This is a genomic window from Actinoplanes sp. NPDC049548, from assembly GCF_040676695.1.
Lineage (GTDB): Bacteria > Actinomycetota > Actinomycetes > Mycobacteriales > Micromonosporaceae > Actinoplanes.
On record NZ_JBFAPM010000003.1, the window covers coordinates 357,889 to 381,910 of the forward strand.

At 70.9% G+C, this 24,022-nt stretch carries 27 protein-coding genes and 1 tRNA gene; 12 read left to right on the forward strand and 16 right to left on the reverse strand.

What is annotated here, in order from left to right:
- Positions 1-54 precede the first annotated feature (54 nt).
- Positions 55-906 (reverse strand): hypothetical protein, encoded by an 852-nt coding sequence (locus tag AB0J80_RS08880; RefSeq protein WP_364702104.1) that lies wholly within the window; start codon positions 904-906, stop codon positions 55-57.
- 299 nt (positions 907-1,205) lie between these two features.
- On the opposite strand from AB0J80_RS08880, the gene AB0J80_RS08885 reads away from it, so the two are divergent.
- Positions 1,206-1,604, forward strand: a complete 399-nt coding sequence (locus tag AB0J80_RS08885; protein ID WP_364702107.1) for a YciI family protein — start codon at positions 1,206-1,208, stop codon at positions 1,602-1,604.
- Between the two features lie 194 nt (positions 1,605-1,798).
- On the opposite strand, the gene AB0J80_RS08890 is transcribed toward AB0J80_RS08885, so the two are convergent.
- The 3 genes from AB0J80_RS08890 to AB0J80_RS08900 form a co-directional block, all read right to left on the reverse strand.
- Positions 1,799-2,092 (reverse strand): barstar family protein, encoded by a 294-nt coding sequence (locus tag AB0J80_RS08890; RefSeq protein ID WP_364702110.1) that lies wholly within the window; start codon positions 2,090-2,092, stop codon positions 1,799-1,801.
- A 259-nt stretch (positions 2,093-2,351) separates the two neighbouring features.
- Positions 2,352-2,912 carry a hypothetical protein gene (locus AB0J80_RS08895; RefSeq protein WP_364702113.1) on the reverse strand — a complete coding sequence of 187 codons (561 nt, stop codon included), beginning with the start codon at positions 2,910-2,912 and terminating at the stop codon, positions 2,352-2,354.
- Between the two features lie 315 nt (positions 2,913-3,227).
- The gene (locus AB0J80_RS08900; protein WP_364702115.1) at positions 3,228-3,857 is read right to left on the reverse strand and encodes a maleylpyruvate isomerase family mycothiol-dependent enzyme; all 630 of its coding nucleotides are present in this window, start codon (positions 3,855-3,857) and stop codon (positions 3,228-3,230) included.
- A gap of 156 nt (positions 3,858-4,013) precedes the next feature.
- Here AB0J80_RS08900 and AB0J80_RS08905 point away from each other — a divergent pair, with 156 nt between their 5' ends.
- The 5 genes from AB0J80_RS08905 to AB0J80_RS08925 all read left to right on the forward strand — a co-directional run bounded on the left by AB0J80_RS08905 (position 4,014) and on the right by AB0J80_RS08925 (position 7,564).
- Entirely contained in the window at positions 4,014-5,228 is a 1,215-nt protein-coding gene (locus AB0J80_RS08905; RefSeq protein WP_364702118.1) for an MFS transporter, read from the forward strand.
- 4 nt (positions 5,229-5,232) lie between these two features.
- On the forward strand, positions 5,233-6,060 hold the full coding sequence (locus tag AB0J80_RS08910; protein ID WP_364702120.1) for a TIGR02569 family protein: 828 nt from the start codon (positions 5,233-5,235) through the stop codon (positions 6,058-6,060).
- The gene (locus tag AB0J80_RS08915) at positions 6,057-6,593 is read left to right on the forward strand and encodes a DUF5565 family protein (protein WP_364702123.1); all 537 of its coding nucleotides are present in this window, start codon (positions 6,057-6,059) and stop codon (positions 6,591-6,593) included. The genes AB0J80_RS08910 and AB0J80_RS08915 overlap by 4 nt, the downstream gene beginning before the upstream one ends.
- Positions 6,594-6,602: 9 nt before the next feature.
- Positions 6,603-7,076, forward strand: a complete 474-nt coding sequence (locus AB0J80_RS08920; RefSeq protein WP_364702126.1) for a GNAT family N-acetyltransferase — start codon at positions 6,603-6,605, stop codon at positions 7,074-7,076.
- 107 nt (positions 7,077-7,183) lie between these two features.
- Entirely contained in the window at positions 7,184-7,564 is a 381-nt protein-coding gene (locus tag AB0J80_RS08925; RefSeq protein ID WP_364702129.1) for a hypothetical protein, read from the forward strand.
- A 119-nt stretch (positions 7,565-7,683) separates the two neighbouring features.
- Here AB0J80_RS08925 and AB0J80_RS08930 read toward each other — a convergent pair.
- The 4 genes from AB0J80_RS08930 to AB0J80_RS08945 all read right to left on the reverse strand — a co-directional run bounded on the left by AB0J80_RS08930 (position 7,684) and on the right by AB0J80_RS08945 (position 11,148).
- Positions 7,684-7,755: transfer RNA gene (locus AB0J80_RS08930), tRNA-Val, on the reverse strand.
- A gap of 22 nt (positions 7,756-7,777) precedes the next feature.
- The gene (locus AB0J80_RS08935; RefSeq protein ID WP_364702132.1) at positions 7,778-8,248 is read right to left on the reverse strand and encodes a peroxiredoxin; all 471 of its coding nucleotides are present in this window, start codon (positions 8,246-8,248) and stop codon (positions 7,778-7,780) included.
- Between the two features lie 64 nt (positions 8,249-8,312).
- On the reverse strand, positions 8,313-8,744 hold the full coding sequence (locus AB0J80_RS08940) for a DUF3052 domain-containing protein (RefSeq protein WP_364685309.1): 432 nt from the start codon (positions 8,742-8,744) through the stop codon (positions 8,313-8,315).
- 94 nt (positions 8,745-8,838) lie between these two features.
- Entirely contained in the window at positions 8,839-11,148 is a 2,310-nt protein-coding gene (locus tag AB0J80_RS08945; protein WP_364702135.1) for a thiamine pyrophosphate-dependent enzyme, read from the reverse strand.
- 213 nt (positions 11,149-11,361) lie between these two features.
- Between AB0J80_RS08945 and AB0J80_RS08950 the strand changes: the two genes are divergently transcribed.
- The 4 genes from AB0J80_RS08950 (at position 11,362) to AB0J80_RS08965 (ending at position 16,219) form a co-directional block, all read left to right on the forward strand.
- Positions 11,362-11,766 carry a YjbQ family protein gene (locus AB0J80_RS08950; RefSeq protein WP_364702138.1) on the forward strand — a complete coding sequence of 135 codons (405 nt, stop codon included), beginning with the start codon at positions 11,362-11,364 and terminating at the stop codon, positions 11,764-11,766.
- A gap of 147 nt (positions 11,767-11,913) precedes the next feature.
- Positions 11,914-14,652, forward strand: a complete 2,739-nt coding sequence (gene aceE, locus AB0J80_RS08955) for a pyruvate dehydrogenase (acetyl-transferring), homodimeric type (protein WP_364702141.1) — start codon at positions 11,914-11,916, stop codon at positions 14,650-14,652.
- A gap of 95 nt (positions 14,653-14,747) precedes the next feature.
- Positions 14,748-15,620, forward strand: coding sequence for an ATP-binding cassette domain-containing protein (locus AB0J80_RS08960; RefSeq protein WP_364702144.1), 873 nt, complete (start codon positions 14,748-14,750; stop codon positions 15,618-15,620).
- On the forward strand, positions 15,617-16,219 hold the full coding sequence (locus AB0J80_RS08965; protein WP_364702147.1) for a hypothetical protein: 603 nt from the start codon (positions 15,617-15,619) through the stop codon (positions 16,217-16,219). Before AB0J80_RS08960 ends, AB0J80_RS08965 begins: the two co-directional genes overlap by 4 nt.
- Positions 16,220-16,221: 2 nt before the next feature.
- Here the strand turns inward: AB0J80_RS08965 and AB0J80_RS08970 are convergent, their stop codons facing one another.
- From AB0J80_RS08970 to AB0J80_RS08985, 4 genes are all read right to left on the reverse strand, one after another.
- A complete protein-coding gene (locus AB0J80_RS08970) occupies positions 16,222-16,671 on the reverse strand; it encodes an SRPBCC domain-containing protein (RefSeq protein WP_364702150.1) in 450 nt (149 codons plus the stop codon).
- Entirely contained in the window at positions 16,668-17,003 is a 336-nt protein-coding gene (locus AB0J80_RS08975; RefSeq protein WP_364702153.1) for a metalloregulator ArsR/SmtB family transcription factor, read from the reverse strand. The genes AB0J80_RS08970 and AB0J80_RS08975 overlap by 4 nt, the downstream gene beginning before the upstream one ends.
- A gap of 4 nt (positions 17,004-17,007) precedes the next feature.
- A complete protein-coding gene (locus tag AB0J80_RS08980) occupies positions 17,008-17,541 on the reverse strand; it encodes a dihydrofolate reductase family protein (protein WP_364702156.1) in 534 nt (177 codons plus the stop codon).
- 111 nt (positions 17,542-17,652) lie between these two features.
- Positions 17,653-19,032 (reverse strand): glycosyl hydrolase family 18 protein, encoded by a 1,380-nt coding sequence (locus AB0J80_RS08985; protein ID WP_364702159.1) that lies wholly within the window; start codon positions 19,030-19,032, stop codon positions 17,653-17,655.
- A 144-nt stretch (positions 19,033-19,176) separates the two neighbouring features.
- Here AB0J80_RS08985 and gltX point away from each other — a divergent pair, with 144 nt between their 5' ends.
- The gene (gltX, locus tag AB0J80_RS08990) at positions 19,177-20,586 is read left to right on the forward strand and encodes a glutamate--tRNA ligase (protein WP_364702162.1); all 1,410 of its coding nucleotides are present in this window, start codon (positions 19,177-19,179) and stop codon (positions 20,584-20,586) included.
- 308 nt (positions 20,587-20,894) lie between these two features.
- Positions 20,895-21,581, forward strand: a complete 687-nt coding sequence (locus tag AB0J80_RS08995; RefSeq protein WP_364702164.1) for a hypothetical protein — start codon at positions 20,895-20,897, stop codon at positions 21,579-21,581.
- A 6-nt stretch (positions 21,582-21,587) separates the two neighbouring features.
- Here the strand turns inward: AB0J80_RS08995 and AB0J80_RS09000 are convergent, their stop codons facing one another.
- The 4 genes from AB0J80_RS09000 to AB0J80_RS09015 form a co-directional block, all read right to left on the reverse strand.
- The gene (locus AB0J80_RS09000) at positions 21,588-22,352 is read right to left on the reverse strand and encodes a hypothetical protein (protein ID WP_364702166.1); all 765 of its coding nucleotides are present in this window, start codon (positions 22,350-22,352) and stop codon (positions 21,588-21,590) included.
- Positions 22,349-22,828, reverse strand: a complete 480-nt coding sequence (locus AB0J80_RS09005; RefSeq protein WP_364702168.1) for a sigma factor-like helix-turn-helix DNA-binding protein — start codon at positions 22,826-22,828, stop codon at positions 22,349-22,351. Before AB0J80_RS09005 ends, AB0J80_RS09000 begins: the two co-directional genes overlap by 4 nt.
- Before the next feature lie 67 nt (positions 22,829-22,895).
- Entirely contained in the window at positions 22,896-23,498 is a 603-nt protein-coding gene (locus tag AB0J80_RS09010; protein WP_364702171.1) for a TetR/AcrR family transcriptional regulator, read from the reverse strand.
- A gap of 74 nt (positions 23,499-23,572) precedes the next feature.
- Positions 23,573-23,818 (reverse strand): hypothetical protein, encoded by a 246-nt coding sequence (locus AB0J80_RS09015; RefSeq protein WP_364702642.1) that lies wholly within the window; start codon positions 23,816-23,818, stop codon positions 23,573-23,575.
- Positions 23,819-24,022 lie beyond the last annotated feature (204 nt).

The window sequence follows — 24,022 nt, forward strand, 5'->3', positions numbered from 1 at the left end:
GTTGTCCGCGGCGGCCCCCCGGCCCGCCGCCCGGTCGCTCTGGGCTGGGGTCGGTCAGTGGTCCGCAGCCAGCTCGCGGTAGGCGGCGATCACCGCGGCGGTGCGTTCGGCAAGCTCCGGGGCGGAGTCGGCGGGCGCCGTGGCGGTCAGGGCGAGCCGCGAGATCGCCAGCTCGGCGTCCCGGGCCGTCTGGCCGATCCGCTGCTCGCGGATCAGGTTCTCCCCCGCGATCGCCGCGGCGTTGATGCCGGCCAGGATCCGGTTGGCCGCCGCGGCCGTGGAGCGCCACAACCCTTCGACGCGCAGCCGCTGCTCGGCGAGCGCCTGCACGGCCGGGCTGTCCGCGGGCAGGTCGTGCAGGGAAGCGGCGCCGAGCTCCTCGCGCAGCCGCCGGATCTGCTGCCGGCGAGCCATGATCGCGGCAAGCTCGCGCAGCGCGGCGGTCAAGCTCCGATCCGCGTCGTCGGGGTCAACCATGTGCCGCAGCGCGGGCCACGTCCGCCGCACCCTCCGGGCGACAACCAGGGCCCTCCCGTACGCGGCCCGCTCCTCGGCGGCGTGCAGAACGTAGGAGTCGTCGTCCCGGGGCAGCGCGATGGTGCCCTCCCGGGCGGCTCGGGCCTGCTGGACGGTGACGAACGTGACGAGCGCAAGCGCACCCGACGCGGCGGCCCACCAGGCGATGCCCAGCGCGCTCAGCACGGCGACGAGCACGAGAAGGACCAGCGACAGCTGCGAGGTGAACCGCACCCGCGTCTCCCGGCTCCGCCCACTCGGCGCCACCGGCACGATCTCGGTGACCGAACCCTGCCGGTCCCGCCGGGCGCGCCCGGTCCGCATCCGCAGCGGGTACGGCGACACGACGATCTTCTCGTGGTCGCCCCCGACGAACAGGTGACCGGTCACGCCACACCCCTTCCGGCCCGCTGTCCTGGTAACCGAGCGGGCCCGGCCGCCGAGGGGGGTACGGCCGGACCCGCTCACCCGCGGAGCCGTCCGCAGGTGCCAGTGAGATCGGGTCCCACCGCACGTACTTGAGCCGCCCCCGGGGTGCAGCGCGGGTGCACCCCAGGCGCTGCTCGACCGGCCGCCGCGGGCTTGTCCGGCCGCACGCCCAGCTGCGTCGCCGATGTCGAGATCGCGGGAGCCTGCTCCGACCAGAGGTGACCGCACCGAGCTGGCGGCGGCAGGAAGCGGAGGACCCCATGAAGTACCTGCTCACGGTCGACTACCACGGCGGCGCCGTCGACATCCCGATGGCGCAGTGGAAGCCCGAGGAGATCAAGGCGCACGTGGACTACTACGACGCCCTCACCAGGGAGCTCGTCGCGAGCGGCGAGTACGTCGACGGGCACACCCTGACCGGACCCGAGCTCGCCAGAATCGTCACCTCGGACGGAACGGCACCGGTGGTCTCCGACGGCCCACCCGCGACGCGCGACGGGATGCTGGCGGGGTTCCAGATCGTCGACGTCGAGTCGGAGGCCCGGGCGATCGAGATCGCGGCCCGCATCTCCCAGGTCCCCGGCCCTGACGGCATGCCGCAGCAGCAACCGATCGGCGTCCGCCGGGTGATGACCAGCACCGACTTCGACACGCTGTGAGTTGGGCCTGCATCCGCACCGTGATGAGCGGTCCGGTCGCTCGAGGACGCGCGAGCCATGCCGTCCCGTCGGCCGATTAGCCGCAGGGCAGGACCGTCAGGTCATTTGATCCGCAGGGCAGAACCGTCCAATCATTCCAACCGCAGGGCAGAACCGTCCGGTCATTCGCAGACCCGTATGCCGCAGCGTGCCGGTTACTCGAAGATGCGGAAGACGAAGCGGTCCGGCCAACCGCGCCCGTTGTCGGCGGCTTCGATCTCCTCCAGCGTCTTGACGTAGCGGTCGAAGACGGGGCCTCCGATCGCCATCCGGAGGCTGGCCGCGTGGATCCACACCAGCTGCAGCGGACGGGGGTCGCCCGCGCACAACCGATCGCGCAGGTCGTCCAGGTCTTGTCGGTAGTAAGGGCCGTAGCCGAGGGCGCCGGCCAGGCGTCGTTGCAGGTCGGCCTCGTCTAGGACGAACCGCCCGTCGATGACCACGTGCACGCGCCAACCCTCCAGACGCCGGTCGACACCTGACATCAGTCTCAACGACGCACCCGCCCACGATCGGCGGGACAGTGGCCGGCGTCTCGGCTTCGTTTCCCGGCCGCTGTCCCTCAAACACGTCGTCCGTCTCGTGAACGTGCCGGTTTCGGCCTCGGGCGATGGTCGGTCCCACCAGGGCACGGCCGGCCGCCCGCGAAGGTCTCGGTCAGCCGGGGCGTCGGCGGTCACCGGGTGACCGCCGACGACGGGCTGCCGGTCACGGTGCTCCCACGGCGGACTCCTCCTCGATCATCGGCTGGGCGCCTTGGGAGCGGTCCGCAACCACGGGATCGAACCTGACTCGGAAGCCGGGCCCCTCTTCTGCGGTGATCTCCCCGAGACTCTCCAATCTGGCCAGGATGCCACCGCGGCTGCGGCCGAACTCCGCCATCAGCTCGTGTTCCGTGGCGCCTTCGCGGTAGCGCGTCACCAGGCGTTCGTCGTCCTCGGGGGACCAGCGGGCGCCTCGGTTGGGGTAGCGCTTGGGTTTGTCGGCGGGCGGGCGGGACGGCTTGCCGCGGGACCGGAGGGCGGCCAGGCCGGTGAGCGTCGAGGTGAGGGCCTCCGTGACGGCGGGCAGGTCGGCCGGCGAGATCCCTCCGCTGAACTCGCTCACCACCTCGCCGCCGGGGTTCCAGCCGGACAGGGTCAGCCGGATGCGGTCGTCGCCTGTGCCGCATGCGGTGAGCTGGTAGGTGTTGCCACCGGAGATGAAGTGGCGGTCGAGCTGGGTGTGGGGGCGCCGGTCCAGGTCCGGCGTGTACTCGTTGTCGTTCATGCCGCGACGGTAGGGCGGCGGGCTGACAGTTTCGGTGGGGTGTGTCGGCCGATCGCGGCGTTTCCGGGCGGCGGAGCAGCGATCCGCCGGGCAGAACGCCCCGAAAGGGACGCGGGCCGTCAGCAGATCGTCAGACTTCCGGCGGCCACGGATCGGTCGAGCCACCCGGCGGCCACGAGATCACCCGCACCACATGGAGCCCGCGCCACATGGAAGGCCGTCGACCCACCCCGGGACGGCGGCAAGGGGTAGACCGGCCGAGGCGACCGGCGAGGAGCGGGTCAAACCCCGGCAGACGACCGGCGAGGGAGCGGATCAGGCCGACAGACGACCGGTGAGGACCGGCACGCCGGGGCCGTCCAGCTCCTTCAATGCCACTCCGCGCCCGCACATGGCCAGCATCAGCGCCTCCGCCGGTCCGGTCACCAGCGGCCCCGACCCGTACGCCCAGTGCAGGTCGGACGCCTCGAACCGCAGACCCGCCAGCCGCCGCTTCGAGGTGAACCCCATCGCTCGGCCCGACGTCAGGAACTCCAGCGACACCTTGAGCCGGTCGAGCCGCAGGCCGTGCGGCAGCCCCAGTGGCCGGCGCATGTCCTGCCCGTGTACCTGCAGGTCGGTGAGCTGGCCCGGGTATCCGACGATCGGCGGCTGGAACGCTACGTCGGCGTGGTCGCGCAGTGCCTGTGCCAGCTCCGCCGCAGGTCTGGCCGCGGTCAGGACCGCCAGGCGCGCGTTCGCCTTGTGCAAGCGGAAGCCGCTGCGGAGGAGCAGCAGGGGCACCGGTACGGGCGGCTTGCTCACCGCCGCCAGCAGGTGCCCGGCCACCTCTTTGACCGTCCACTCGCCGCACAGGCTCGGGGTGTTCAGCTGCCCGGGCTCGAGCGAACCGACCAGGTCGGCGATGCGGCGTCGCTCGTCGGCGATGGCGGCACGGATATCCACAGGCGCAGGATATCCACGAGCGCAGGACGTCAACGGGCGCAGGTTGTCCACAGCCGCAGAACATTTGCGGGTGCAGCCCGGTCGACCGGAGCAGGCTGGCGTGCATGGACCTCCCCTGCCCTGTACAGCACTCCGGACAGCAGCGACAGTCGATGGATGACCGATGCGCCCGCGACACTGTGGCGCAACCGGGAGTTCAACCTGCTCTGGGTCAGTCAGTCGCTGTCCGACGCCGGAACCGCGATCTCTGCTCTGGCCGTACCGTTGCTGCTTCTGACGTTGACTTCTTCGCCCGTGCAGGCCGGGCTGGTGGCGAGCGCCGGGCTCGTCGTCACCGTGCTGTCGCGGTTGCCGGCCGGGGTGCTCGCCGACCGGTTCGACCGGCGGCGAATCATGCTTGCGTGCGATGTGGTGCGGCTGGTCGCGTACCTCATTCTCGGTGTCGTGGTGTGGCAGGGACGGCCTCCGCTGGCCCTGGTCGTCGCGGTGGTCATGGTGGGTGCCGCGGGCAATGCCTTCTTCGGTACGGCCGAGTACTCCTCGCTGCGCACCATCGTGCCGCCCGCGCAGCTGCCGGCGGCGGTCGCGCGCAACGAGGCGCGGACGTACGGGACCTCGCTGGCCGGTCCTCCCCTGGGCGGCCTGCTGTTCGGGCTGGGGCATGCGCTGCCGTTCCTCGGCGACGCGGTGACGTTCCTCGCCTCGATGGCGGGTGTCTCGCTGGTGCGGCGGCCGCTGCAGGAACGGTGGGACTCCGGCCCGGGCGGGCATGTGGCGGCGCTGGCCGAGGGGTTCCGGTTCGTGTTCGGCAACGCGTTCCTGCGGTCGGTGCTGCTGGTCGCCGCGCCGCTCAACCTGGCGATCCACGGCATCACCTTCACGATCATCGTGACGTTGCAGGCGCATCGGGTACCGCCGGCGATCATCGGGGCGGTCTCCACCGTGGTCGCCGTCGGCGGCCTGCTCGGCGCGCTGCTCGCGCCGGTCCTGCACCGGTTGATGCCGCTGCCGCTGCTGATCCGTGGCATCTGCTGGACGGCCGCACTGCTCATGTCCGCGAGTGCCCTGCTCACCGGAAGCATCGCGGCCGCGGTGCCGGTAGCGCTGACGGTGTTCCTGGGACCGACCACCAACGCCGCGCTCTTCGGTCACCAGGCGGCGATCACGCCGGACCGGCTCCAGGGGCGGGTGGTCAGCGTGATCATCGTGGTGGCGACGTCCGTGTCGGCGGCGGCGCCGCTGCTGGCCGGCGTACTGATCGAGACGACGGGCCCGGTCCCCGCGATCCTCACCTTCGCCGCGCTGGTCGGCGGTTCGGCCGTGGCAGCGTCGACAAGTCGCGGTATCCGCACCATGGGACCGGTTGAATGACCCCATGGACGATCAACGCCCGCCGGCCGGGGTGCTGCGCGCTTTCAGCGCGACCGCGGATCCGGTACGGCTGTCCGGCGGCAAGGGCGGCACCTGGCGCGCCGGCGACCTGGTCCTGAAGCCCTCGGAAGGCGACGACGAGACCCGCTGGCGTGCGCAGATCCTGGCGACGTTGCCGGAGTCACCGCACTTCCGCATCGCCCGCCCGGTGCGCGCGGCGGACGGCGACTGGCTCGCCGACGGCTGGGAGGCGGCCCGCGCGATGGCGGGTCACCCGGACCAGCGCCGCGTCGACGAGGTGGTCCGCACAGGTTCCGCGTTCCACGAGACGGTCGCCCACCTGCCGCGGCCCGCGTTCCTGGACACCCGATCCGACCCCTGGGCGTACGGGGAGAAGCTGGCCTGGGACCCCCGCAGCCGGACCGGCGACGACCTGCTCGACGACCTGCTGGACGCCCGGCGGCCGGTTCACCTGCCGGCCCAGGTCATCCACGGCGACCTGCTCGGCAACGTCCTGTTCGCGGACGGCATGCCCCCGGCGGTGATCGACTGGGCGCCCTACTGGCGACCGCCGGCCTGGGCGTCCGCAGTGGCCGTGGTGGACGCGATGGTCTGGCACGGCACCGGCTTCGAGGCGGCGTTGCGATGGGCCCATCTGCCGCAGTGGGACCAGCTCCTGATCCGCGCCGCGATCTTCCGGCTGGGGACGTGGCAGGCGGCGGGCTGGGAAAAGGAGCCGCGCCAGGCGTACGAGCCGGTAGTGCGCGACATCGTCGGCTACGTCCGCGGAGCCGGAAAACCGCTTCGCGGTGATGGGATCATGCCCGCATGAACAAGATTCCCACGCTGTTCCTGCGCGACCCGGACGACCGCAAGCGCACCTTGCCGCAGGTCCACCCGGCCTGCCGATGGGTCCTCGACGGCGAGGGAACCCCGACCCGCAAGTACGAGGGCACCTGCGTGCTGCTCGACGAGAACGGCACCTGGTGGGCCCGGCGCGAGGTCCGCCCCGGCCGCACCCAGCCGTCGGGCTACCGTCCGGTGATGACCGACGAGGTCACCGGCAAGACCGTCGGCTGGGAGCCGATCGCCCAGTCGGCCTACGCCAAGTACCACACCGAGGCCCTCACCGCGGCGCCGCGACGCCCCGGCACCTACGAGCTCATCCGGCCGAAGATCAACGGCAACCCGGAGAACGTACGCGGCCACGAGCTGGTCCCGCACGCGGAAGCGGAGGTCTTCGACGTCCCCCGCGACTTCGACGGCCTGCGCGCCTGGCTCCGGGCAAACCCGCAGTACGAAGGCATCGTCTGGCACCACCCGGACGGCCGCCGCGCCAAGCTCAAGCACCGCGACTTCGCTTAGGGTGCTGCCGTGGCAGACGTGACACTCACACCGATGACCGAGGCGCAGTTCGCGGTCTTCCGCGCGACCGCCGAGGAGGGCTACGCCCGCCAGATCGCCGACTCGGGCGCGACGTCCTGGCAGGACGCGCAGGACAAGGCGGCCGCGGACTACGCCCGCCTGCTGCCGGACGGCCTGGCGACGGCCGAGCACCACCTGTGGCACGCCTACGACGGGGAGACGTCGGTCGGCGTGCTCTGGCTGCACATCGCGCCGAAGGCGACGGGTAGCGAGGCGTACGTGTACGACATCGCAGTCGACGAAGGCCTGCGCCGCAGCGGCTACGGGCGAGCCATCATGCGTGCGGCCGAAGAGGAGTGCCGAGGCCGCGGGGTGGTGTCGATCGGGTTGAACGTGTTCGCCCAGAACACCGCCGCCCGCCGCCTGTACGAGCAGGAAGGGTACGAGCTCACGTCGCTCCAGATGCGCAAGCGCCTGACGTAAGGATCAGCATCGTGACCACAACGGGGCCTAACGGTCCGGATCGTGACCGTTGGAATGAACCAGCCGGTGGTGTGCGAGTACCAGTCCATCTCCCCGACGGATCGTTGTTGGCGATTTCTGACGTGCTGGCAACGTTTCCTGACAACAGCTTCGGTTGGGTGCTGCTCGAGTTCTACGGTATCGGGCAGGCTCCCGATGGGGTTCCCATGCCGGAGTTCGAAGATCGAGTTCTATCGGCGCCTCATGGGTTGTCCATGACATGGGCGGAACTCAAGGCATTCGGGAATGACATCGAGCAGACGTTCGACTGTGAAATAGTTGCTTTCCGGACGAATGACATCGCCGAGTCGCCACGGGACCCGAAGGCGGTCATCGCGAGAATATGCGCGTTCGACAGCACGCAATGGCAGGTGGCCGTCGACGAATCGGTGGAAGAGTTCCGGTCGGTGGTGGGCTCGGTGCAACGCATTGCGCCAGATGCGGGGTAGCGGGACCGTCATGGGATCCATGGGTGATCGCAGGCACGCTGGGCCGCTTCGGCGGACCACCTGATACCGGAGCGGATGGCCAATGCTGCGGCTGTCCGCTCCGGTGCAGGTCAGATGGGTGGGCGCGGCAGGTTTCGAACCTGCGACCCCTCGCTTGTAAGGCGAGTGCTCTCCCACTGAGCTACGCGCCCGGCTCCGTGGATACCGGAGTGGTCATCCTACCTTGACCACCTCGGCGAGCTTCTCCCGCCAGGTCGTCTGGTTCCGCCGCTCCCCCGGCTGGTTCATCTCCGCGTGCCGCACGACGCCCCGCTTGTCGATGATGAAGGTGCCGCGGTTGGCGTAGCCACGGTCCGCGTTGAAGACCTCGTACGCCTGCGCCACGCCGCCGTGCGGCCAGAAGTCGGACAGGAGGGGGAACTCGTAGCCCTCGCGCTCCGCCCAGACCTTGTGGCTGTAGACCGAGTCGACGCTCACCGTCAGGATCTGGACGTCGGTGTTGGCGTACACGGGGAGGTTGGTCTTGATTTCTTCCAGCTCGCCCTGGCACGTGCCGGAGAAGGCCAGGGGGTAGAAGACCAGCAGGACCGCCTTGCGGTCGCGGAAGTCCGTGAGGGCGATTTCCTGGTTGTTCTGGTCCTTGAGGGTGAAGGGCGGCGCCTCGGTGCCCACGTCGATCGGCATTCAGCCACCCTAAACGGCCGCGCGGCAGCGAGACCGCGCGGCGGTCGGCCGCAGAATTCTGGGTCTACTTCTTCTTCGCTCCGCGGGGCGAGACCAGCCGGGCTGCGGTCCAGTCCTTGCCGGCGTTGACCGTGGACGTCTGCTGGAGGCCGGCCGTCGGTGCGCTCTCGCTGACCTCGCTCGGTTCGACGTGGCCGTCGCGGCCCGCCTTGGGGGTCAGGAGCCACACCACGCCGCTGTCTGCGAGCGGGCCCAGTGCATCCGTGAGCAGTTCGAACAGGTCACCGTCGCCGTCGCGGTACCAGAGCAGCACCGCGTCGACCACCTCGTCGGTGTCCTCGTCGACCAACTCGCCCACGCGTTCGGTCAGGGCGTCACGGAGATCCTCGTCGACGTCGTCGTCGTAGCCCATCTCCATGACCACCATTGTCGGCTCGAAGCCGAACCGGTCCGCCAGGCTGCGTACGCCGTCGGCCTGACCAGCGGTCGCGCTCACTGTCGAATTCCTCCTTGCTGTTCTCGACGTTCTGTGGGGGTAGTCCACACACTCGGGGGGCTGCGCGCAAGTGGCGCACCGAGTGTGTGGCAATTTACCGCGCCAGCAGGGCGTGGGCACCCTGTGTGATGGCATCTTCCCCGATCAGGACCTGTTGCGCTGCCGGACCGAGCGGAACGAGCGAGTCGGCGGACGCGATTCTGCGGGCCGCGCCCACGAAACCGCCGTCGACCAGGGCCGCGAGGATGCCTTCGCCGACGCCGCCGGAGCGCCTGGTCTCGTCGACGATGAGCACTCTGCCGGTCGCGGACGCCTCGCGGACCAGGTCGGCCACGGGTAGCGGGCTCAGCCAGCGCAGGTCCACCACGCGGGAGCCGTACCCGTCAGCGGCGAGCTGGGCGGCGACCCGCAGTGACATGCGCAGGCCGTTGCCGAACGTGAGGATCGTCAGGTCCTCGGCCGAGCCGAAGGGGTAGGTGCGGGCGCGGCCGATCGGGATGTGGGCGGCGGCCCACTCCGCCGGCGCGGCGTACGGCGCCAGCCACTCGTTGTCGCCCTGCTGGTACAGGTCGCGGGTGTGGTAGAGCGCGATCGGCTCGAGGAAGACGCTGACGTTGCCGTCGACCGCCGCCGCGGCCAGGCAGGAGCGCAGCATCGGCGCGGCGTCGGCCGGGCGGGCGGGCACGGCCAGGACCAGCCCGGGTACGTCGCGCAGCACGGCCACCGAGTTGTCGTTGTGGAAGTGGCCCCCGAAGCTCTGCTGGTAGGCGAGCCCGGCGACCCGGACGACCATCGGGTTGCGGAAGGCGCCCTGCGAGAAGAAGGACATCGTGGCTGCCTCGCCGCGCAGCTGGTCCTCGGCGTTGTGCAGGTAGGCGAGGTACTGGATCTCCGGGATCGGGAGCAGCCCGGCCAGCGCGCCGCCCAGCCCGAGGCCGAGGATGGACGTCTCGTCGAGCAGGGTGTCGAAGACGCGGTCGGCGCCGAAGCGGTCGCGCAGGTTCTTCGTGACGCCGTAGACGCCGCCCTTGACGGCCACGTCCTCGCCGTACACGACGGCACCGGGGGTGGTGAGCAGCGCGTCGGTCAGCGTGGCGTTGATGGTCTGGGCGAGGGTGAGCGGGCCGCTCTGCTCCGGCAATTTGCCGCCGAAGGTTTGGGCGCGGGCCGCCGACCCCGCGCCGCTCGCGCGGGTGGCCGCGTCGGTGACGTGCCTCGCGGTGCGCAGCGGCCGGCGCGGGGCGAGCGGCGCCACGATCTGGGCCGGCGTGGCGAGCTTCGGCTCGCCGAGGACCTCCTCGGCGACCTTGCGGACCTGCCAGCCGAGCTCGTCGTACCGGGTGATCAGGTCGTCGGGGGTCGCGAAGCCGGCCTCGACCAGCAGCCGGGCGGTCCCCACCAGCGGGTCCCGGTCCAGGTCGCGGGTGATGTCCTCGGCCGGACGGTACGCGATCTCCGCGTCCGCGCCGGCGTGCCCCATGAGCCGGACCATGCCGAGGTGCAGCACGGCCGGCCGGCGCTCCGCCCGCACCCAGTCGACGGCCTCCCGGGCGGCGTCGTACGCGACGGCCAGGTCACATCCGTCGGCCGAGAAGTAGCGCAGCCCGGGGCGGGCGCGGAGTGTCTCGGCGACCCAGCCGGGCGGGGACGGGACGCTGATGCCGAAGCCGTTGTCCTCGCAGACGAGCAGCAGCGGCAGGCGCTGGCCGGTGTGGTCGAACCAACCGACCGTGTTGAGCGCCGCGGTGGCCGTGGCGTGGTTGACCGAGGCGTCGCCGAAGGAGGCGACCGCGACCGCGTCGTCGTCCCACGGGGTTTCCACGCCGCGCAGGGCGGGGACCCGGGCGATCCCGTACGCGAGCCCGACCGCCCGCGGCAGGTGCGAGGCGATGGTCGAGGTGGCCGGGATGATCTGCAGGTCGGCGCGGCCGAAGACCTTGTGCCGGCCGCCCGCGATGGGTTCGGCGGCCGACGCGACCACGCCCCGCAGCACGTCCCGGGCGGCCTCGACGAGCGGGTCGGTGTCCTCGTCGGCCGGTGCGGGCGCCTGGGTCGCGCGCACACAGTAGAACGCCCCGGAACGGTAGTGCAGCAACGCCGGATCGCCCGGGCGCAGCGCGGCGGCGACCGCGGCGTTTCCCTCGTGGCCGGACGATCCGATCGTGTAGAAGCCCTCGTTGAAGCTGCGCAGCCAGCGGGCGGCGAGGTCGAGGTGGCGGCTGGTCAGCTGGGCGTCGAAGAGCCGGCCGGCGTGCGCGCCGGTCAGGGCGGAGCCGTCGCGCACCGGGTCGTCACCGGGCCGGGTGGGGTCCCCGGGCCGGCGGGACCCGCCCGGGCGCAGGGCGGCGACGGCGTCGCGGAAACGCTCGTCGAGGTTCTGCGGGGTGGTCACGCGACCCAGCATTGCCGACCGTGGCGAGCCCCGCCACCGCGCGCCGGGTGCACCGAGGAGGGTGACGGCGCAAGCATTCCGCTCCGGACGCCGGGGGCGGCGTGGTGGGCTGGCCGTATGGCGATGTGGGCCGGGGTCGGCCGGATCGGCCTCTGTGCCGTGTGGTTCCTGACGGTGGGGACGGTCTTCCTGGTCATGGACCTCTACATGTAAGACTTCGGGGTCATGGACACCACCGTGATCACCGTCCGGACCGGGAACCGGCCGGTCGTCCGCGACATCACGCGCGAGGCCGAACAGTTCACCCAGGGCCGCGGTGACGGCCTGCTGCACGTGTTCGTCCCGCACGCGACGGCCGGGGTGGCGATCATCGAGACCGGGGCCGGCTCCGACGACGACCTGCTCACCGCGATCGACGAGCTGCTGCCGGCCGAGGACAAGTGGCAGCACCGGCACGGTTCGCGCGGTCACGGCCGCGATCACGTCCTGCCCGCCTGGATCCCGCCGTACGCGACGCTGCCGGTGATCGACGGCCGGATCGCGCTGGGCACCTGGCAGTCCGTGTGCCTCGTCGACCCCAACGGCGACAACCCCGAGCGGCAGGTTCGGTTCAGTTTCCTGCCCGGCTGACGAAGTTACTGGTCAGTACCTGTGTCGAGCGTCGCGTAGGCGGCCGGTAGGCGTGACGCCAGCCACCGCGAGGGGGCAGGATGGAGCCATTAACGTGCGGTTCACACGATGGGGCGCACGGCCCGACACCGACCTAGAGGAATGCCTGTGGCCACGGAACGCAAGCGCCCGGTGATCAGCGACGGCCTGCCGAGCCAGCTTCCGGACATCGACCCCGAGGAAACCAGCGAGTGGGTCGAGTCGCTCGACGGAGTCATCGACGAACGTGGGGCCAAGAGAGCCCGGTACGTGATGCTGCGCCTGCTCGAACGGGCCCGGGAGCGACAGGTCGGCGTCCCGCCCCTGACCTCCACCGACTACATCAACACGATCCCGCCGGAGCAGGAGCCGTGGTTCCCCGGTGACGAGTTCGTGGAGCGGCGGATCCGGGCGTACATCCGGTGGAACGCGGCGATGCTCGTGCACCGGGCGCAGCGGCCGGACATCGGCGTGGGCGGCCACATCTCGACCTACGCGTCGAGCGCCAGCCTCTACGAGGTCGGCATGAACCACTTCTTCCGCGGCAAGGACCACCCCGGCGGCGGAGACCACATCTTCTTCCAGGGGCACGCGTCCCCGGGCATGTACGCCCGCGCCTTCCTCGAGGGCCGGCTGAGCACCGACCAGCTCGACGGCTTCCGGCAGGAGCTGTCGCACCCGAACGGCGGTCTCCCGTCGTACCCGCACCCCCGGCTGATGCCGAACTTCTGGGAGTTCCCGACCGTCAGCATGGGCCTCGGCCCGCTGAACGCGATCTACCAGGCCCGGTTCAACCGCTACCTGCACAACCGCGGGATCAAGGACACCAGCCAGCAGCACGTCTGGGCGTTCCTCGGCGACGGCGAGATGGACGAGGTGGAGTCGCTCGGCGCGATCGGCCTGGCCGCCCGCGAGGAGCTCGACAACCTGACCTTCGTCATCAACTGCAACCTGCAGCGCCTCGACGGCCCGGTGCGCGGCAACGGCAAGGTCATCCAGGAGCTGGAGGCGTTCTTCCGCGGTGCCGGCTGGAACGTCATCAAGGTCATCTGGGGCCGGGAGTGGGACCCGCTGCTCGCCGCCGACACCGACGGCGCGCTGGTCAACCTGATGAACGTCACGCCCGACGGCGACTACCAGACCTACAAGGGCGAGTCGGGCGCGTACGTCCGGGAGAACTTCTTCGGCCGTGACCCGCGCACCCGGAAGCTGGTCGAGGGCATGTCCGACGACGAGGTGTGGAACCTCAAGCGCGGCGGCCACGACTACAAGAAGCTGTACGCGGCGTACAAGGCGGCCAGCGAGCACACCGGCCAGCCCACCGTGATCCTCGCCAAGACGATCAAGGGCTGGACGCTGGGTTCGCACTTCGAGGCGCGCAACGCCACGCACCAGATGAAGAAGCTGACCCTGGACGACCTCAAGGGCTTCCGGGACCGGCTCTACCTCGACATCCCGGACAAGCAGCTGGAGGACAACCCCTACCTCCCGCCGTACTACCACCCCGGCGAGAAGTCCGACGAGATCGCCTACCTGCAGGAGCGGCGCAGGGAGCTGGGCGGCTACCTGCCGTCGCGGCGCACGAGGACGATCCCGCTGGCCATTCCGGAGTCGGCGAGGTTCGGCGACGTCAAGCGCGGTTCGGGCAAGCAGAAGGTCGCCACCACGATGGCGTTCGTCCGCCTGCTCAAGGACATCATGAAGGACAAGGAGTTCGGTGCCCGGTGGGTGCCGATCATCCCGGACGAGGCGCGGACGTTCGGCATGGACTCGCTCTTCCCGACGCGGAAGATCTACTCGCCGCACGGGCAGACGTACACGTCGGTCGACCGTGAGCTGTTCCTGTCCTACAAGGAAGCCACCAACGGGCAGATCCTGCACGAGGGCATCAACGAGGCCGGCTCGACCGCCAGCTTCATCGCCGCGGGTACGTCGTACGCGACGCACGGGCAGCCGATGATCCCGCTGTACATCTTCTACTCGATGTTCGGCTTCCAGCGCACCGCGGACGAGCTGTGGGCGGCGGCGGACCAGATGACCCGCGGCTTCCTGCTCGGTGCCACCGCCGGGCGCACCACGCTCAACGGCGAGGGCCTGCAGCACGAGGACGGCCACTCGCTGCTGATCGCGGCGACGAACCCCGCGGTGGTGGCGTACGACCCGGCGTTCGCGTTCGAGATCGCGCACATCATGGAGAACGGCCTGCACCGCATGTACGGCGAGCAGCAGGAGAACGTCTTCTACTACCTCACCGTCTACAACGAGCCGATCCTGCAGCCCGCAGAGCCGGCCGGCGTGGATGTCGAGGGTCTGCTGAAGGGCATCTACCGCTATGCCGCGGCGCCGGAGACCACCGGCCCGAAGGCGCAGCTGCTGGCCTCCGGCACGGGCATGCAGTGGGCGCTCAAGGCCCAGCAGCTGCTCGCCCAGGACTGGGGCGTCGGCGCGGACGTCTGGTCGGTGACCTCCTGGACCGAGCTGCGCCGCGACGCGGTCGAGGCCGAGGAGCACAACCTGCTCAACCCGGGCGACCAGCCGCGCAAACCGTACATCCAGCAGAAGCTGGAGGGCACGGAGGGCCCGGCGGTGGCGGTCAGCGACTGGATGCGGGCGGTTCCCGACCTGATCAGCCGCTGGGTGCCGAACGACTACACGTCGCTGGGCACCGACGGCTTCGGCATGAGCGACACCCGGCACGCCCTGCGCCGCCACTTCCACGTGGACGCGGAGTCGGTGACCGTGGCGACCCTGCGGCAGCTCGCGCTGCGCGGCAAGGTCCCGTCGCACGTGCCGGGCGAGGCGGCGAAGAAGTACGCGATCGACGACGTCAACGCCGCACCGGTCGGCGAGACCGGCGGCGACAGCTGACGCGCGAGCAGTACGGCTGAGGGATGCGCCCGCGTTCGGGCGCATCCCTCCTGTCATTGTCGGCCGGGTTGACAGCGGCGGGGACAATCGCCGCGATGATCGAGACCCACGAGTTGACGAAGACGTACGGCCGGGTGGATGCCGTCCGTGACGTGACGTTCTCCGCCGTGCCGGGCCGGGTGACCGGGCTGCTGGGGCTCAACGGCTCGGGCAAGAGCACCACGCTGCGGATCCTGCTCGGCCTGAGCCGGGCCACCCGCGGCACCGCGACGATCAACGGGCGGCGCTACCGCGACCTGCGGCACCCGCTGCGGGAGGTCGGCGCGGTGCTGGAGCAGGGGTTGAGCCACCCCGGGCAGACCGGATACACCCATCTGGTCACGCAGGCGATGCTCAGCGGCGCCTCCCGGAGCCGGGTGGACGAGCTGCTGGAGTACGTGGGGCTCGACGACGCCGCGGCGAAGCGGACCGGCGACTACTCGCTGGGCATGCGGCAGCGGCTGGCGGTGGCGACGGCGCTGCTCGGCGAACCGTCCGTGCTGATCCTCGACGAGCCGGCCAACGGGCTGGACCCGTCCGGCATGGCGTGGCTGCGCGACATGCTGCGCCGGCATGCCGCCGCCGGTGGGACGGTGCTGCTCTCCAGCCACCTGCTCAGCGAGCTGGAGCTGGTGGTCGACGACGTGGTGATCATCGGGCAGGGCCGGATCCTGCGGGCCGGTCCGCTGACCGAGCTGACCGGCATGTCCAGGCTGCGGGTGCGGGGCGGCGACATGGATCGGCTGTGGGAGGCGTACGAGCTGCAGGGAGCCACCGTCAGCACGGACGGCCATTCGCTGTTCGTCACCGGGCTCACGGCGGAGGACGCCGGGGAGATCGCGCTGCACGTGCAGGTGCCGGTGTACGAGCTGGTCGCCGAGACCCAGCACCTCGAGGACCTCTTCCTGAGCGTGGCGGACGCCCGGTGACCGCCCTCCTGCGCAGCGAGCTGTACCGCAGCGTGACCGTCGTGTCGTCGTGGGTGTCGCTGGCCGGCTTCGGCTGCCTGGCGGCCGTGACGGGCTGGTTCAGCGAGGAGTTCTGGTCGTTGCTCGCCGGGCTCGGCGCCTTCGGCATGGCCATCATGGTCACCGCGCAGCACTACCAGCACCGCACCGCGCTGCTGCTGTTCCTGGGCCGGCCGCAGCGGCTTCGCGTGCTGGCCGTGCAGTGCGTGGTGGCCGCCGTCCTGGGTGTCGTGCTGGTCGCCGTGAGCGGCATTCCGGTGCTCATGGCGGGCCAGGCCCGCTGGTACGTCGCGACGCTGGCGGTCGCTCCGCTGATGGCGACGTACGGCGTGGCGAACGTGACCGTCGTCCGGCGGCCGCTCTGGCTGCTCGCCGGCTACCTCGGGTGGCTGGTGTTCGCCGAGGGCATGATCGGGCGGTTCGAGGAGCCGTTGCCGTTCAGCAGCTTCCTGGCGGCGGCCGGAGGCAGCGGCAAGGGCCTTCTGATCCTGCTGGGGTGGACGGCTGCGGCGCTGCCGGTCGCGGCGTGGTCGATCCGCCGCGACCTGGCCGGCGACTGACGTCACCGGGTGACATACGCCGCCAGCTTGTCGAGCTGCTGGTTGGTGCCCTGGACCATGAACCCGCGCACGGTGTCGGTGATCCAGCCGGCGAAATGGTTGGTCAGCTCGGTGCGGCCGTCGCCCAGGTCGGTGAAGGTCACCACCGTGGAGCCGGCGCCGAGACCGCGCTGGGCGTCCCACTCGTAGGCGAGCTTCGCCGGTTCGTCGACCTCGGTGAAGCGCATGTCCGAGGGGAACTCCGCGCCGCTGTCGTCCATGACCATGGTGAGCCGGAAGACGCCGCCGGGCCGGACGTCCATCTCGACGCTCTCCCGCGGGGTGTGCATCCCCGCGGGGCCCCACCAGGCCGCGATCTGGTCGGGGTCGGTCCACGCGTCCCACACGAGCTGCCGCGGGGCGTCGAAGACGCGCACGATGTCGAGCTCCTGGTAGGTCATCTCGTCGGTCACGGGGTGTTTCCCTTCATGAGGCGCTTGAGGTGCGCGTCGAGCTTGTCGTAGCTGGACTCCCAGAACCGGCGGTAGCGGTCCACCCACTCGGAGGCCTCGCGCAGCGACTCGGCCTCGAGCTTGCACGGGCGCCACTGCGCCTCCCGGCCGCGGGAGATGAGACCGGCGCGCTCCAGCACCTTGAGGTGCTTGGAGATGGCGGGGAGCGTCATGTCGAAGGGCGCGGCCAGCTCGTTGACCGTGGCCTCGCCCTCGGCCAGACGCGCCAGGATGGCCCGGCGAGTCGGGTCGGCGAGCGCGCCGAAGATGACGCTGAGCTGGTCGGTCGCCATGGGCTCAGGCGGGGACGTAGGTGATGACCTCGACACCGGTCTCGGTGGTCCAGGTGTCGGTGAGCCTCAGAGCGATCTTGGTGCCGTCGTGCCACAGCTTGCGACCCTCGCCGACCACGACCGGGTAGACCATGATCCGGTACTCGTCCACGAGGTTGTGCCGGGTCAGGTGGTTGAGCAGGTCGGCGCTGCCGTTGAGGAGCAGGTTGCCGGGCTCGGTCTTGAGCTTCGCCACCGCGTCGGCGACCTCGCCCTGCAGGAAGGTCGCGTTCCACTCCGGCTCGGTGAGCGAGGTCGTGGCGACGTACTTCGGCATCGAGTTCATCTTCTTGCCGAAGTCGCCGGTCGCGGCCTCCATCTGGGGCCAGGCGGCCTTGAAGCCCTCATAGGTCTTGCGGCCGAGCAGCAGCGCCTCGGCTTCGCGCAGGTTGCGGTCCTGCCAGTTGCCGAGCTCGTCGTTGAAGTACGGACCGCTCCAGGCCGGCTCCTCGAAGACGCCGTCGAGGGTCACGTACGAGACCGCCACCAGCTTGCCCATGTCGCCCACTCCTTCGAACTTCACCGTCCGGTTAATTAACTGATAGGTAAAGTAGCAGACGAACGAAGGGCGCCGCCACCCGGCGACGCCCTCCGATCCAGAATTCTCGGACTACGGCAGCACCCAGCGCTGGTTCGCGCCGCCGACGCAGTCCCAAATCTGCAATCGGGTGCCGTTGGCCGAGCTGTTGTTCGACGCGTCCAGGCATCGGCCGCTCGCCGGGTTGCGCAGCGTGCCGTTCGACTGCGACTGCCACTGCTGGGCGCCCGTACCGTTGCAGTCGTAGATCTGGACGAGCGAGCCGTTCGCCGTACCGGCCGCCGCGACGTCCATGCACTTGCCCAGCGCCCGCACCGTGCCGTCGGCGCCGACCGTCCAGGTCTGCGCCGCCGTGCCGTTGCAGTCGTAGAGCTGCACCGCGGTGCCGTTCGCCGACGAGGCGGCGGCGACGTCGACGCACTTGCCGGCGATGCCGGTGATCCGCCCGGTGCGGCCCGACGGCGGGGTGGTCGGCGGCGTGGTGCCGCCGGTGGCCGTCGCGTAGATCGCGCTGACCAGCGAGTTGGCGCCGGTCGCGTCCTGCGAGAGCTCCCAGTTCATGATCCCGCCGGCGTTCGCCATGGCCCACTGGGTCTTGCGCCGGATCGTCGGCAGGCCGTTGTAGCACTCGTTGACGCCGCCGATCGTGGCGCAGTCCTGGTTGGCGAAGGCCGGGTTGGCGGCGACGATCTGGGCGAAGGTCTTGTAGCCGGGGCGACTGTAGAACGGCACGCCCAGCACCGCCTTCGAAGCCGGCAGGCCCCGGCCCTTCCAGAAGGTGACGCTGTTGATCGACCAGTCGTAGTTGGCGTGGGGGCTGCCGCCGTCGTACGCCATGATGTTGAGCCAGTCGACGACGCCGAAGACGGCGGGCTGGACGCCGTTGGCCGTACCGCCCTCCGAGACCACCGCGGCGGTCAGCAGCTTGCCCTGGTTGTGCAGGGCGGTGCCGAGCTGCTGCATCAGCGCGGTGTAGTTGTTGCCGGAGGTGCCGGGGTCGGGGTACTCCCAGTCGATGTCGATGCCGTCCAGGCCGTACTGGTTCACGACGCTCATGACGCTGTTGACGAACGTCGTCCGGGAACCGGAGCTCGCCGCCAGCGACTCGAAGCCCGAGTCGTTGCCGTCGTTCCAGCCGCCGATGGCCAGCGAGACCTTGACGTTGTTCTGATGGCCCAGGGAGACGAGCTGGGACAGCTTGGAGGTGTTCTCGATCGGCTGCAGCGTGCCGTTCGCGTTGGGGAGCGCGAAGGCGTAGTTGATGTGGGTGAGCTTGCCGTACTGGATGCTGGTGACGCTGCCGGCCCACGAGGGCATGTAGCCGACGCTCTTGAAGTTGTTGGGCAGCACGGCCGCCTCGGAGGTGCCCTGCACGGCGAGGGCGGTGACGACACCGCCGGCCGCTACGAACAGGGCGGCCGCCGCGGAGGCAAGCCTTCTTCTGGTGGGCATGGGGATGGGACCTTTCCGTCCGGCGTGGGGGCGCCGTGGTGGACTGGGCCGCCAAATCTTAAGAAGATTAACTAATAAACGTCAATACAAGCTTTGATAAAAGCCCGCCCGAAACGTCCTCGACGGGCGCCGTAGGCTGGGCTCGTGACTGTACGAGTACGCTTCGCCCCTTCTCCGACCGGAATGTTCCACGTCGGCGGCGCCCGCTCGGCGCTGCAGAACTGGATCGTCGCCCAGCAGAGCGGCGGCGCCTTCGTCCTGCGCATCGAGGACACCGACGCGGCGCGCAATCGTCCGGAGTGGACCGAGGGGATCATCTCGGCACTCGACTGGATCGGCATCGAGCGCGGCACCTACGAGGGCCCCTACTTCCAGTCGACCTACGCGGGCGAGCACACCGCCGCCGCCACCCGGCTCTACGGCGAGGGCCGCGCGTATTACTGCGACTGCACCCGTGACGACGTGGTGGCACGCACGGGCAACACCCACACCGGCTACGACGGCTTCTGCCGCGACCGCGCGCTCGGCCCGGGCGAGGGCCGGGCCCTGCGCTTCCGTACGCCGGACGAGGGCGCGACCGTGGTCGTCGACCTGGTCCGCGGCGAGCCGACGTTCGAGAACAAGCTGATCGAGGACTTCGTCATCGCCCGCAGCGACGGCTCGGCGGTCTTCCTGCTCGCCAACGTCGTCGATGACATGTCCATGGGCATCACACACGTCATCCGTGCCGAGGAGCACCTGCCGAACACCCCCAAGCAGCAGCTGCTGTGGGAGGCGCTCGGGGTAAAGCCGCCGGTGTGGGCGCACGTGCCGGTCATCGTCAACGAGAAGCGGCAGAAGCTGTCCAAGCGCCGCGACAAGGTGGCCCTCGAGTCCTACCGCGACGAGGGCTATCTCGCCGCCGCCATGCGTAACTACCTGATGCTGCTCGGCTGGGCACCCACCGGCGACCGCGAGATCGTGCCGTGGGAGACCATCGTGCAGGAGTTCCGCATCGAGGACGTCAACCACTCCCCCGCCTTCTTCGACGTCAAGAAGCTGCGGGCGTTCAACGGCGAGTACATCCGCGCGCTGTCGGCCGAGGAGTTCGCCGCCGTCTGCGCGCCCTGGCTGGGCGGCACCGGCACCATCCCGGCCCCGCCGTGGGACCCGGCGAAGTTCGACTCCACCGTCTTCGCCGCCGTCGCGCCGCTCGCGCAGACCCGCATCTCGGTGCTCAGCGAGATCGTCGACTACGTGGACTTCCTCTTCCTCGACGAGCCGGTCTCCGACGAGCAGTCGTGGACCAAGGCGATGAAGGAGGGCGCCGGCGACATCCTCGACGCCGCGGCGGCCGCCTTCGGCGCCCTGACCGAGTGGACGGCCGAGCCGCTGAAGGCCGCGCTGGAGCGCGTCGGCGAGGAGCGGGGCCTCAAGCTCGGCAAGACCCAGGCACCGGTCCGGGTCGCGGCCACCGGCCGTACGGTCGGACTGCCCCTCTTCGAGTCGCTCGAGATCCTCGGCCGGGAGCGGACCCTCGCCCGGCTCGCCGCGGCCCGGGCGAAGCTCGGCTGACATCACGTTCTCATCTCGATATGCGCCCGCCGGAGGTCCCGGCGGGCGCATATCGCATCTGGGCACCGTCCGCCATCGCTGACAGTCGTACCGGTACGACTGTCAGCAGCGCGGGTGACGCGGTGATCCACGGCTTGCGCCCGCTGGGTACTATTCGCGCGCTGATCAGCAGCCCATGCCTCCCCAGCACCGATTCCGGATAGCTCCAAAGGTCGCCACCTCGAGATGCGTCCGGGCCGGTATCCGGGGAGGCTGTGGGAACGCGCGCAGCGGGGCAGGGTCCATCACGCAGGCGGGGGAGGCCGGACGTGGCTCGAGGAACGATCAGGCGGTTGGTGTCCGTGACGGGCATGCTGGCCGCGACGGTGGCGCTCAGCGCCGGGCTGGCCCCGGCGGCGTTCGCCGCGCCACGGCAGGACTCCGCGCTCGCGGCCCCGAAGGCGCCGCCGAAGCCGACCGCCGTCCAGATCGCCGGCAAGTTCACGGGCGGCAAGATCGTGATCCAGCAGGCCGACCGGCCGGAGCTGTTCCAGCGGGTGCTCAGCGAGGTCAACTGGCTCTCCGGCGCCGCGCCGACCACCACCCGGCCCAAGGCGGACAAGCTCGGCCCCAAGTTCACCGTGACCGTCCTGATCAAGGACAAGGCCACGCAGCTGTACGACCTCTACCCGATGGCGTCCGGCGGCCCGCGCGCCTACCGGCCGGCGAAGCAGCCCACCGGCAAGAAGACGGCCGGCTGGTTCTACGGCCGGCTCACCATGTCGGAGTCGCTGCGGCTGAGCGGCATCCCGCTCAAGGAGAAGCCGGACGTGGTCAGCGGCGGCATCGGCGGCGGCATCGGCGAGGACGTCGACCGCGAGGAGCTCGACCCGCTGGCGGTCGGCAGCGATGTGCTCAGCCAGATGCGGCGGCTGCTGCTCATCAACGGGGCCGTGCTGGTGGTGGTCCTGGCCGGCCTGGGCGGCGTCGCCTACCTGATCCGCCGCCGGGTCTGACCCGCATCAGCCCGCGGGGCGGACGGGAACCTTGAGAATGGGGCAGGCGGGAGCCGGGGCGTTGCACCGCTCCCCCAGCCCGAAGGCGTCCAGCAGGCGCGGGTCGGTCGCCACCTGCGCCACCTCACGCGCGGAGAGCGGCGGCTTGCCCTTGTCCGCGTCGCCGGTGCCACGCTCCCCCGTCGCCTGGACGGCCACCGTGCGGCCGTCCACCACGCGGCGGGCGATCACCTCGTGCACCTGCCAGTCCACGTCCTCGGTGTCGGCGTAGCGGGCGTACTCGATGCCGGCCCGGGTGCGGTCCGGGTTCGCGCACGCGTCCACGTCGGCGAGGACCGGCAGGCAGAGCCCGACCGGAGCGTCGAAGACGGCCACCTCGACCAGGCCGTGCGGGCGCCCGTCCTCGTCCATCACCGCGTACTGGCGCCAGCCGGGGCCCGAGGACGGCAGGCGTGGGACGACGCGGAAGTGCTTGGCGTCGACCGCCGGCGCGAGCACGCGCAGGACCGGGTCCAGCACGGCTGACGGGCGCGGCTGGGCGACCGCCACGGCGGCGGCCGAGCGCGGCTGGGGGCCGGGCAGCAGGACGGTGGTGAGGGCGTACCCGAGCAGGATGACGAGCACGACCGCGATCAGGCCGGCCAGGATGACGGTACGCGCGCGGCGCCGGCGCAGCTGTTCCGCCCGCCGGAAGATGTCCTCGACGGCGTCGCCGATGGGCGGCTCGCTCTCGCACGCCCGCTCCAGGACGGCGGTCATCGCGGCGCTCATCGGGCCACCGCCGGGCGGGCGATCCGCATCAGCGCGTCGAAGGCGGTCAAACCCTCCGCCTCGTACTCGGTGACCTTGCCGCCGTCGATGCCGAGCACGTCCGCGGTGTCGTTGACGGACAGATGGCAGAAGTGATGCAGGACCACGACGGCACGGCACTTCGGCGAGAGGCGGCGCAGGGCGTCGAGGACCAGCACGGTGTAGACGTCGCCGAGGGCCGCGTCCACGTCGGCGGCACCCTGGGCGGCGGCCTCCGGCGGGGCCACGAAGACGTGCTCGCGCCGGCCGTGGGTGGGCTTGAACGCGGCCATCAGGTCGCCGTACGCCCACAGGTCCAGATCCCCGACGTCGGGATCGGTCAGCGCCCGGGCGAGCGTGGCGCGTGCCAGCTCTCCGGCACGGTCCCAGTCACCACACATGAGGAACGCGGCGCGGCGAAGGTGGACGTACCGCTGGGCCACGTAGTCGTCGGTCATCGCGCCTCCTGCGTACCTTTTGCACCTTTATAGGCCACGAAGGACCCGGCGCGACGCGGAACGGCGCTCACGCGACCCGGATGGTGACCTCCACGAGCCGGACCAGGTCGTCGAGGTCGGCGCCGAACTCGGCGTCGGCGGCGGCATCGCCCTCGGGAGCCGGCGCCGGTCCGGACTCGGACGGCGCCTCGGAGGCGGCGGCGAAACCGGACGGCAGACCGCCGGTGACCTCGCCGGTGGTGTAGCCGAGCAGGAACGCGCAGATCATGCGGGTCAGCCGCGGCACCTCGGCCCCCGGGACACCGGCGTCGTGCAGGGTCGCGCGCAGCGCCGCGGTCAGCCAGGAGTTGCCCGGCGACGGCCGGTTGAGCAGCAGCGGGTACGCCCCGGGATGCCGGCGGGACAACGCCCGCACCGCCCGGCCGAGGGCACGCAGCCGATGCCGCCAGTCGATGTCCGCCGCGTCGTCGCCGTACGCCGAGCCCAGCTCGAGGTGCAGCAGATCGACCAGCCCGTCGAGAAGCGCGTCCTTACCGCCGACGTACGGGTAGAGCGCCATCGAGGTGAGGCCGACGCGTTCCGCCACCGCCCGCATGGACATGGCGGCCAGCCCGCGCTCGTCGACGAGCGCCAGGGCCTGGTCGAGGATCAGCCGTCTCTTGTCGTCCACGCCTCCCACCGTGTCGGCAGCAGGGCCGCACGGTCCGCCGGACGCGCCCGGCAGTCACCCCTCAGGGTGAGGACTCAGCACCAGCGGCCGGGGGGCCGCCCGCGGCCGGCCGCGCGGCGCCGGGGCCGGACGGCGCCGTGCAGATGGGCACCGGCCCAGCCGCGCAGCTCGGAGCGGCAGCCCACGCGGTGCGGGAAGTCGTCCACCGGCTCGTCGCCGGTCGGCACCACGGCGAGCGCGGCGGCGTCGGATGCGGGAGCCTGGGTCTCCTCCCCGGCATCGTGCTCCGTGTCGGGGCGTACGCCCTCGTGGTCCGTCACTCCTGCCTCCTTCCGCCCGATCGCCGGTACCGTCTGATCGGCACCGCCCGGCCCTTCTTGACCCTCGCGGGGTGCCGGTCCTCGCGGTGCTAGGACGACACCATGCCAGGTCACCGACCGGAATCGCGGTGAAGGCGCACCGCTATTACGGACAAAATTCCCAAAACTCCCCGAACCTCGGTCGGCTACGGCGCCCCGGCACGG

Coding starts and splice junctions, on each gene's coding strand:
- AB0J80_RS08915 (WP_364702123.1), top strand. CDS start 6,057: ATGAACAAGATTCCCACGCTGTTCCTGCGCGACCCGGACGACCGCAAG.
- AB0J80_RS08910 (WP_364702120.1), top strand. CDS start 5,233: ATGGACGATCAACGCCCGCCGGCCGGGGTGCTGCGCGCTTTCAGCGCG.
- AB0J80_RS08905 (WP_364702118.1), top strand. CDS start 4,014: ATGACCGATGCGCCCGCGACACTGTGGCGCAACCGGGAGTTCAACCTG.
- AB0J80_RS08960 (WP_364702144.1), top strand. CDS start 14,748: ATGATCGAGACCCACGAGTTGACGAAGACGTACGGCCGGGTGGATGCC.
- AB0J80_RS08985 (WP_364702159.1), bottom strand. CDS start 19,032: ATGCCCACCAGAAGAAGGCTTGCCTCCGCGGCGGCCGCCCTGTTCGTA.
- AB0J80_RS08885 (WP_364702107.1), top strand. CDS start 1,206: ATGAAGTACCTGCTCACGGTCGACTACCACGGCGGCGCCGTCGACATC.
- AB0J80_RS08950 (WP_364702138.1), top strand. CDS start 11,362: ATGGACACCACCGTGATCACCGTCCGGACCGGGAACCGGCCGGTCGTC.
- AB0J80_RS09005 (WP_364702168.1), bottom strand. CDS start 22,828: ATGACCGACGACTACGTGGCCCAGCGGTACGTCCACCTTCGCCGCGCC.
- AB0J80_RS08895 (WP_364702113.1), bottom strand. CDS start 2,912: ATGAACGACAACGAGTACACGCCGGACCTGGACCGGCGCCCCCACACC.
- AB0J80_RS08980 (WP_364702156.1), bottom strand. CDS start 17,541: ATGGGCAAGCTGGTGGCGGTCTCGTACGTGACCCTCGACGGCGTCTTC.
- AB0J80_RS08945 (WP_364702135.1), bottom strand. CDS start 11,148: ATGCTGGGTCGCGTGACCACCCCGCAGAACCTCGACGAGCGTTTCCGC.
- AB0J80_RS08975 (WP_364702153.1), bottom strand. CDS start 17,003: ATGGCGACCGACCAGCTCAGCGTCATCTTCGGCGCGCTCGCCGACCCG.
- AB0J80_RS09000 (WP_364702166.1), bottom strand. CDS start 22,352: ATGAGCGCCGCGATGACCGCCGTCCTGGAGCGGGCGTGCGAGAGCGAG.
- AB0J80_RS08935 (WP_364702132.1), bottom strand. CDS start 8,248: ATGCCGATCGACGTGGGCACCGAGGCGCCGCCCTTCACCCTCAAGGAC.